This is a genomic window from Pseudonocardia sp. KRD291, from assembly GCF_019263595.1.
In the GTDB taxonomy this organism is placed as follows: Bacteria; Actinomycetota; Actinomycetes; order Mycobacteriales; family Pseudonocardiaceae; genus Pseudonocardia.
The window spans coordinates 1-8,196 of the sequence record NZ_JADQDD010000270.1 but is presented as its reverse complement, the minus strand read 5'-3'; the positions used below and the strand labels follow the sequence as shown (position 1 = coordinate 8,196).

The window sequence follows — 8,196 nt, the reverse complement described above, 5'->3', positions numbered from 1 at the left end:
GGCGGCGATCGAGCTGCTGGAGGCGGCGGGCTGGACGGTGGCACTGGCCTCCGGCGGCTGCTGCGGGCGGTCGAGCCTGTCCAAGGGCCTGCTCGACGACGCGAAACGCAAGGCCGGCGGCCTGGTGAGCGCGCTGGCGAGGGACACCGACCCGGGCTCGCCGATCGTGGGCTGCGAGCCCTCGTGCGTGTTCACCCTGCGCGACGAGACGGCCGCGCTGCTGGGCGAGACCCCCGCCGTGGCCGACGTGCGCTCCCGCGTCCGACAGGCCGAGGAGCTGGTCGGCGAGGCGATCGACGCCGGAGCGCTCCGGCTGGCGCCGGACTCCTGGCTGGCCGGGCGGCGCGTGCTGTTCCACGGGCACTGCCACCAGAAGGCCGAGGTCGGCACGGCCGCGACGATGGCGCTGCTGCGCCGCATCCCGGGCCTGGAGGTCGCCGAGGTCGACGCCGGCTGCTGCGGCATGGCCGGCTCGTTCGGGTTCGAGTCCGAGCACTACGAGACGTCGATGCAGGTCGGCGCGGACCGGCTGTTCCCCGCGGTGGCGGCCGAGCCGGCCGACACCGTGATCGCCGCGACCGGGGTGTCCTGCCGCCAGCAGATCTTCCACGGGGCAGGCCGGACGGCCTGGCACCCGCTGGAGCTGGTCCGCGAGGCACTGGCCGTCGGGGAGGGGCCCGGGGCCGCGCCGGGGGAGTAGACCCCCGGCGCGGGGACGTCAGCGGCCGGTCCAGCGGGGGCGCTCGCCGGCGCCGAAGGCCCGCACACCGGCTGCGAAGTCCTCACTGCCGAACACGGTCGCGACGACGTCGTCGTCGGGGACCACCAGTGCCCGGCGCATCCGGCGCACCAGCTCCTTGGCCGCCCACTGGGTGAGTGGCGCCCGGTCGGCGAGCTCCGCGGCGACGGTGTCGGCGGTGGCGTCGAGCTCGCCGGGCTCGGTGAGCTCGGCCAGGAACCCGGCCGCGTGCGCGTCGGCGGCGCCGAGCAGCCGTCCGCGCAGCAGCAGGTCCAGGGTGGTGCCCGGCCCGAGGTGGTGCACCAGCAGCGACGTCGAGTTCGCCGAGAGGCAGTTGCCGAGCGTGCGGGCGATCGGCACCCCGAACCGGGCGGTGCCGTCGGCCACCCGCAGGTCGCACGCCGCGGCCAGGGCGATCCCGGCACCGACGCAGGCCCCGCGCACGACGGCCAGCGTCGGCACCGTGACCTCCTCGAGCCGGTTCACCACCCGGGTGATCGCCGCCTCGTAGGCGACGCCGTCGGCGCCGCCCTCGGCGCCGGTGCGGAACTGCGCGAACTGGCCGATGTCGGTGCCGGCGACGAACGCCCGGTCCCCGGCCCCGCGCAGCACCAGCACCCGCACCGACGGGTCGTCGTCGGCCCGCTCGCAGGCCGCGTGCAGGCCCTCGTACATCGCCCAGGTCATCGCGTTGCGCGCGGCCGGGCGGTCGAAGGTGACGGTGAGCCGGCCGTCCGCGAGCTCGGTGCGCAGCTCCGCGTCCTGCGCGCCGTCGGTGTCCCCGCTCATCGGGTCGCCCCGGCCGACGGGGCCTCGATACCGAACTCGGCCAGCACCGCGTCGGTGTGCGAGCCCAGGGCGGGACCGGCCGGGCCGCGCCGCGCCGGTGTGTGCGACATCCGCATCGGCGAGCCGAGCTGGCGGACCGGGCCCAGCACGGGGTGCGGGGCGTCCCACAGGAACCCGCGCTCGAGCAGCTGCGGGTCCGCGTAGGTCTGCGCGTGCTCGGAGATCGGGGCGCACGGGACACCGGCGTCGGTGAGCGCGGTGACCAGGTCGGCGACGTCGCGGGTGGTGGTCGTGGTCTCGATGTCGGCGATCAGCCGCTCACGGTCGGCGAGGCGGTCGCTGCTGGTGGTGTAGCCGGGGTCGGTGAGCAGGTCCGGCCGCTGCAGCGCGGCGGCGAAGGACCGCCAGGTGGCCGGGGTGATCGCGCCGACGGTCAGGTAGCCGTCGCGGGCCCGCACGGCCTGGTAGGGGGCCTGCGACTGGTGCGCGGTGCCGCGTCTGCCCCCGGTCCGCCCGGTCGCGAAGTAGCTGCCCGCCTCCCACACCCCCAGCGACACACCGGACTCGTAGAGCGAGACGTCGAGGCGCTGACCCTCGCCGGTGGCGTCCCGGTGCCGCAGGGCCGCGACCACGGCCAGCGCGACGTAGAGGCCGCAGGTCAGGTCGCAGACCGGGACGCCGACCTTCACCGGGTCGCCGCCCTCCTCCCCGGTGACGGCCATCAGCCCGGACCGGGCCTGGGCCATGATGTCCAGGCCGGGCTGCGCCGCGAGCGGGCCGTCCTGGCCCCATCCCGACGCCGAGGCGTAGATCAGCCCGGAGTTCTCGGCCAGCAGGTCGTCGGCGCCGAGCCCGAGCCGGTCCATCGCGCCGGGACGCAGGTTCTCCACCACGACGTCGGCGTGGCGGGCCAGCTCCCGGAACGCCGCGTTCCCGCCGGCGGACTTGAGGTCCAGCTCCACCGACTCCTTGTTCCGGTTGAGCCGCAGGAACGGGCTCGACTCCCCGTCCACGAACGGGCCGGTGTCGCGCACCGGGTCGTGCGCCGCCGCGGACTCCACCTTGATCACACGTGCACCGAGGTCGGCGAGCTGCATGGTGGCGAACGGGGCGGCCATGAACACACCCACCTCCAGGACGACGACGCCGCCGAGCGGTCCTTGATGGTCGGGCATGGCACTCCTGACGTGCGGGGTCGCGATGGCGTGATCAGGATAACCGCGGGAACCGGCCGCCCCGGTGCTCGAGAGAACTCCGGATGAGTCCGGTCACCGGAGTGGCCGATCGGCCACTCCGGCGTCGCAGAATCGGTGTCGTGAACGTCGCGCGCCGGGTCCGGATCGACCCGTTCCTGGTCCTGTTGCTGGTGACCGTCGGGATCGCGGCCCTGATCCCGGCCCGCGGCGCGGCGGTCGGAGCGGTGGACGTGGCCACCACCGTCGCGATCGGGCTGCTGTTCTTCCTCTACGGCGCGCGGCTGTCCACCCGGGAGGCGCTGCACGGGCTGCGGCACTGGCGGCTGCACTCGACCGTCCTGGCGGCGACGTTCGTGCTGTTCCCGCTGCTGGGGCTCGCCGCGGGGCTGCTGCCCGGGTGGTTGCTGCCGGTGCCGCTGGCCACCGGCGTGCTGTTCCTGTGCTGCCTGCCCTCGACCGTGCAGTCCTCGATCGCGTTCACGTCGCTGGCCCGGGGCAACGTCCCGGCGGCGGTCGTCGCGGCGTCGCTGTCCAACGTGCTCGGCGTGGTGGTGACGCCGCTGCTGGCCGCCCTGCTGCTGTCCACCCAGGGCGGGTTCTCCGCGTCGTCGCTGCTCGACATCGGCCTGCGGCTGCTGGCGCCGTTCGTCGCCGGCCAGCTCGCCCGGCCGCTGATCGGGAAGTGGGTGGCGGCGCACCGCACGCAGCTGCTGGTGGTGGACCGCGGGTCGATCCTGCTCGTCGTCTACTCGGCGTTCAGCGCGGGCATGGTCGCCGGCACCTGGCGGGAGCTGACCGGGCTGTCGCTGCTGGTGCTGCTCGGGGTGAACGTGGTGCTGCTGGCGATCGTGCTCGCCGTGACGTGGTGGGGCGCGCGCGGCCTCGGGTTCGACGCCGCCGACCGGATCACGATCCTGTTCTGCGGGTCGAAGAAGAGCCTGGCCAGCGGGCTGCCGATGGCCGGGGTGCTGTTCGCCGGGCACGCCGTGGCGCTGGTCGTGCTGCCGCTGATGCTGTTCCACCAGATCCAGCTGATGGTGTGCGCGGCGGTCGCGGCGCGGCTGGCGCGCCGCCGGGAGGTTCCACGGGGCGAGCCGGTCGCGGCATCCTGAGCCGGTGCCCGAGCCGCCGGAACCCCAGCCGCCGGAACCCCAGCCGCCGGAACCGCAGCCGCCGGAACCGCAGGTGTCGGAACCGCAGCCGCCGGTCCCCGTGGCGTCCGGGCCCGGCCCGGCCTGCCTGCTCTGCGGCGCCGTGGCGGCGGCGCCCGGCGCGGCCACCCTGACCTGGGCCCGCGAACGTGACGGGAACGGCCGCGACCGATGGCTCTGCCCCGGATGTGCCCGCCGCCACGTCCGCGACATCGAGGCCAAGCTCGCCCACGAGTGGTGGTGAGCGCCGCGCACCGCTCCGGGCGGACCCGCCGAGAGCCGCACGGTTGCCGTCCATGGCCCAGCCCACCGCCATGGTGCGTCGCTCGGTGTCCGCCCGCGGTTCGCGCCGAGTCGGTCACTCGTCGCCGGTGAGCCGGTCCGTCGGGTGCCGAGGGGACGGCCGGGGGACCTCTGCGCCGTTGCGGTACACCGTGCGGACGTGCAGGTCGCGGTCCAGGAGAACCAGGTCGGCGCGCCTGCCGGGGGCCAGGCGGCCCACGTCGTCGCGTCCGAGGACACGCGCCGGGACCGTGGACGTCGCCCCGACGGCGCGCTGCAGCGCCTGTGTCCAGGCCGGTGTCCCCGGTTCCGGCGGGGCCGCGGACCCGGCGACGATCCGGCGCAGCAGCACGTCCCCGGTCGCGGTGGAGCCGGCGATGGTGTCCCGCCCGGCCAGCCGGGCCACCCCGTCGCGCACCGACACCCGCAGCGGGCCGAGACGGTGCTCTCCGTCCGGCATCCCGGCCGCGGACATCGCGTCGGTCACCGCGGCCACCCGCCCCGGGGCCGCGGCGAGCACCAGCTCCACCACCGACGGGTGCAGGTGCACCCCGTCGGTGATCAGCTCGACGGTCACCCGCGGGTCGCCGAGCAGCGCCGCCGCCGGCCCCGGCTCCCGGTGCCCGAGCGGGGCCATCGCGTTGAACAGGTGCGTCCCGACCCGCGCCCCGGCCGCGATCGCGTCGACGGCCAGCGTGTACGGCGCGTCGGTGTGCCCGACGGCGGCGACCGCGCCGGCGTCGGCGACCTGCCGCACAGCGTCGAGGCCGCCGGGGCGCTCCGGGGCGAGGGTGACCATCGCGACCGTCCCGCGGCGCAGCAGCCGCGCGATCTCGGACGGGTCGGGGTCGCGCAGCGTCGACGGGTCGTGCGCGCCGCAGCGGGCGTCGGCCAGCCACGGGCCCTCCAGGTGCAGCCCGGCCAGCTCCCCGTCGGTGACCAGGCCGGACAGCGCGGCAGCGGCACGCTCCAGGGCGGCCGGGGTGTCGCTGACCAGGCTCCCCAGGCTCGTCGTGGTGCCGTGCGCCCGGTGGAACGCCAGCGCGGCCAGAGCCTCGTCCGGGTCGCCGGTGGGGAGCGACGCGCCCCCGCCGCCGTGCACGTGCAGGTCGACGAACCCGGGCACCAGGACCGCGTCCGGCAGGTCGAGGTCCCGGGACCCTGCCGGGCACGCACCGGCGGAGCCCGGCCGGCCGGGCCCGGCGTCGAGTACGCGGTCCCCGCGCAGGCGTACCCAGCCGGGGCCGACCGGCACCCGGTCGTCGCCGGTGACCAGCGTGCCCACCGTGATCGTCAGCTCGCCTCGGTCGTCGCCCATCCCGTCCTCCTGCGCGCCTGTGGGGCCCGGGTCGCCGGTGACCCGCGCCCTACCGCCCGGACCGACCCCGACGCGTAGGTTGTCAGGCATGCGAACGTGGTCTGGCGTCGACGTCCCCGCCATCGACGGCGCGGGCCCCCCTCTGCGGCTGCACGACACGGCCACCGGCCGGGTCCGGCCGACCGCGCCGGGGGACACCGCCACCATGTACGTCTGCGGGATCACCCCGTACGACGCGACCCACCTCGGGCACGCCGCCACCTACCTGGCCTTCGACCTGGTGCACCGGCTCTGGCTCGACCTCGGGCACGACGTGCACTACGTCCAGAACGTCACCGACATCGACGACCCGCTGCTCGAGCGCGCCGCCCGTGACCAGGACGACTGGGTCGTGCTCGGGATGCGCGAGACGGCGCTGTTCCGCGAGGACATGGAGTCGCTGCGGGTGCTGCCCCCGCGGCAGTTCATCGGCGCCGTCGAGGCCATCCCGGAGATCTCCGAGCTGGTCGGCAAGCTGCTCGCCTCCGGAGCGGCCTACCGCCTCGACGACCCGGAGTACCCGGACGTCTACCACGACATCAGCGTGACCGGGCACTTCGGCTACGAGTCGAACTACGACGAGGCCACCATGCTCGAGCTCTTCGGCGAGCGCGGGGGAGACCCGGACCGGCCCGGCAAGCGGCACCGCCTGGACCCGCTGCTGTGGCGCATGGAACGCGAGGGCGAGCCGGCGTGGGAGTCCGACCTCGGACGCGGGCGCCCCGGCTGGCACGTCGAGTGCGCGGCGATCGCACTGAACCGTCTCGGCACCCGGATCGACCTCAACGGCGGCGGCTCCGACCTGGCGTTCCCGCACCACGAGTGCGGCGCCGCGCACGCCGAGGCGCTGACCGGCGACCACCCGTTCGCCCGGCACTACACGCACACCGGGATGATCGGCCTCGACGGCGCGAAGATGTCGAAGTCCAAGGGCAACCTGGTGTTCGTCTCCAAGCTGCGCGGCCTGGGAACGGACCCGAACGTCATCCGTCTGGCCCTGCTGTCCGGGCACTACCGCACCGACCGCTCCTGGACCGACGAGCTGCAGGCCAGGGCACAGGCCCGTCTGGACCGCTGGCGCGAGGCCCTGACCCTGGACGCCGCGCAGTCCGCGGAGCACCTGGTCTCCCAGATCCGTACCCACCTCGCCGACGACCTGGACACCCCGGGCGCCCTGGCGGCGGTCGACGCGTGGGTCGAGGAGGCGCTGACCCGGCGCGGCACCGACACCTACGCACCCGGCAGCGCCCGCGAGGCGCTGGACGCGCTGCTCGGCATCACGGTGGTCTGAGCGGTGGCGCAGAACGTGCTCGGCGGGGAGCTCCGGACGTGCGGGACGGACCCTCTCACCGGGTTCTACCGCAACGGCTGCTGCGACACCGGCGGTGAGGACGCCGGGGTGCACACCGTGTGCGCCCGCGTCACCGCGGAGTTCCTGGACTTCTCCCGCGAGCAGGGCAACGACCTGTCCACGCCGCGGCCCGAGTTCGGGTTCGCCGGCCTGGTGCCGGGGGACCGGTGGTGCCTGTGCGCGGACCGCTGGGTCGAGGCACACGTCGCCGGGTACGCCCCGCCGGTCGTCCTGGAGGCCACGCACGCCCGCACCCTGGACTGGGTGGACCTCGACGACCTGCGCGCGCACGCCGTCTGACGCCGCGTCAGCGCCACCGGCGGGCCGGCCGCGTCAGCGCCACCGGCGGGCCAGCAGCGCCGGCACCCCGGTCGCGAGAAGCGCCGCCGGGACGAGGAACCCGGCGACCGGGTCGGCGTGGTAGACCGGCGTCAGCCCGACCGGGGACAGCGACGTCGCGCCGAAGCGCAGCGCCTGCACCACCGACACCGCGCCGCCGGTGTTGGGCCCGCCGCCGCCCAGGACCAGCGCGTTCACCCCGACCAGGACGAGCTGGCTCGACACCCCGGCCAGCGCCCACAGCGCCACCACCACCCAGAGCACCGGTACGAGCCCGATCCCGGCGACGAGTACCGCACCCGACAGCGCCCCGGCGAGCACGCAGCGACGCGGGCCGACCCGGTCCACGGTGCCGCCGATCAGGCGGGCGGTGAGGATCCCGGCCACGCCCAGCACGGTCAGCACCAGGCCACGGGCCCCGGAGCTGAGCCCGAACTCGTCCTCGAGCCGCAGCGCCAGCAGGAAGTTCAGCCCCGCCAGGGCTCCCCAGCCCAGCCCCGCGGCCAGCCCGGCGCGCAGCACCGCCGGGGTCCACGCCGAGCGCAGCGACGGGCGGGCCCCCGTCCCGGCCCCGCGCCGGCCCGGGTCCGGCAGCCCGGCGAGGGCGAGCAGCAACGCCACGGCGCCGACCCCGAAGAACGCGAGCCGCCAGTCGAACTCCGCGGCCAGGCCCCCGATCAGCGGCGCCGACGTCTGCCCGGCCGCCTGCAGCGACCCGAACCAGCCCAGCGAGCGGCCGAGGCGCTCCGGCTCGACCGACCCGGCGAGCGTGGCCAGCAGCAGCGGCGTGGTGAACGCGTTCGCCGCCCCCTGCAGCGCGCGGGCGGCCAGGAACAGCGACCACGACGCGGCCAGCACGCAGGCCAGCGAGGCCAGGACGTAGACCAGGTACCCGGCGACGACGGTGCGTCGCCGCCCCCAGCGTTCCCCGAGCGTGCCGCTGACGAGCATCAGCGCCGCGAACGGCAGCAGGTAGGCGGTGATCGAGGTCG

The 8,196-nt window shown here is 75.8% G+C and carries 9 protein-coding genes; 5 read left to right on the top strand and 4 right to left on the bottom strand.

The features are described from left to right. The coding region (locus tag I4I78_RS26585; protein WP_255567194.1) for a heterodisulfide reductase-related iron-sulfur binding cluster at window positions 1-700 on the top strand (700 nt) is incomplete at its 5' end. 18 nt (window positions 701-718) lie between these two features. On the opposite strand, the gene I4I78_RS26580 is transcribed toward I4I78_RS26585, so the two are convergent. Beyond that, a complete protein-coding gene (locus tag I4I78_RS26580) occupies window positions 719-1,528 on the bottom strand; it encodes an enoyl-CoA hydratase (protein ID WP_218614235.1) in 810 nt (269 codons plus the stop codon). Continuing rightward, window positions 1,525-2,703, bottom strand: coding sequence for a CaiB/BaiF CoA-transferase family protein (locus I4I78_RS26575; RefSeq protein ID WP_218614234.1), 1,179 nt, complete (start codon window positions 2,701-2,703; stop codon window positions 1,525-1,527). Before I4I78_RS26575 ends, I4I78_RS26580 begins: the two co-directional genes overlap by 4 nt. A gap of 140 nt (window positions 2,704-2,843) precedes the next feature. Here I4I78_RS26575 and I4I78_RS26570 point away from each other — a divergent pair, with 140 nt between their 5' ends. Together I4I78_RS26570 and I4I78_RS26565 are read left to right on the top strand one after the other, a co-directional pair. Then, the gene (locus I4I78_RS26570) at window positions 2,844-3,836 is read left to right on the top strand and encodes a bile acid:sodium symporter family protein (RefSeq protein WP_308252371.1); all 993 of its coding nucleotides are present in this window, start codon (window positions 2,844-2,846) and stop codon (window positions 3,834-3,836) included. A 73-nt stretch (window positions 3,837-3,909) separates the two neighbouring features. Beyond that, on the top strand, window positions 3,910-4,119 hold the full coding sequence (locus tag I4I78_RS26565; RefSeq protein WP_226380487.1) for a hypothetical protein: 210 nt from the start codon (window positions 3,910-3,912) through the stop codon (window positions 4,117-4,119). Window positions 4,120-4,233: 114 nt separating this feature from the next. On the opposite strand, the gene I4I78_RS26560 is transcribed toward I4I78_RS26565, so the two are convergent. Continuing rightward, entirely contained in the window at window positions 4,234-5,475 is a 1,242-nt protein-coding gene (locus I4I78_RS26560; RefSeq protein WP_218614232.1) for an N-acetylglucosamine-6-phosphate deacetylase, read from the bottom strand. 88 nt (window positions 5,476-5,563) lie between these two features. Between I4I78_RS26560 and mshC the strand changes: the two genes are divergently transcribed. Together mshC and I4I78_RS26550 are read left to right on the top strand one after the other, a co-directional pair. Further along, window positions 5,564-6,805, top strand: a complete 1,242-nt coding sequence (mshC, locus tag I4I78_RS26555; RefSeq protein WP_218614231.1) for a cysteine--1-D-myo-inosityl 2-amino-2-deoxy-alpha-D-glucopyranoside ligase — start codon at window positions 5,564-5,566, stop codon at window positions 6,803-6,805. A gap of 3 nt (window positions 6,806-6,808) precedes the next feature. Then, the gene (locus I4I78_RS26550; RefSeq protein WP_218614230.1) at window positions 6,809-7,165 is read left to right on the top strand and encodes a DUF2237 family protein; all 357 of its coding nucleotides are present in this window, start codon (window positions 6,809-6,811) and stop codon (window positions 7,163-7,165) included. A 33-nt stretch (window positions 7,166-7,198) separates the two neighbouring features. On the opposite strand, the gene I4I78_RS26545 is transcribed toward I4I78_RS26550, so the two are convergent. Next, window positions 7,199-8,196 (bottom strand): MFS transporter (locus tag I4I78_RS26545; protein WP_218614229.1); only part of this gene is annotated, 998 nt, incomplete at its 5' end.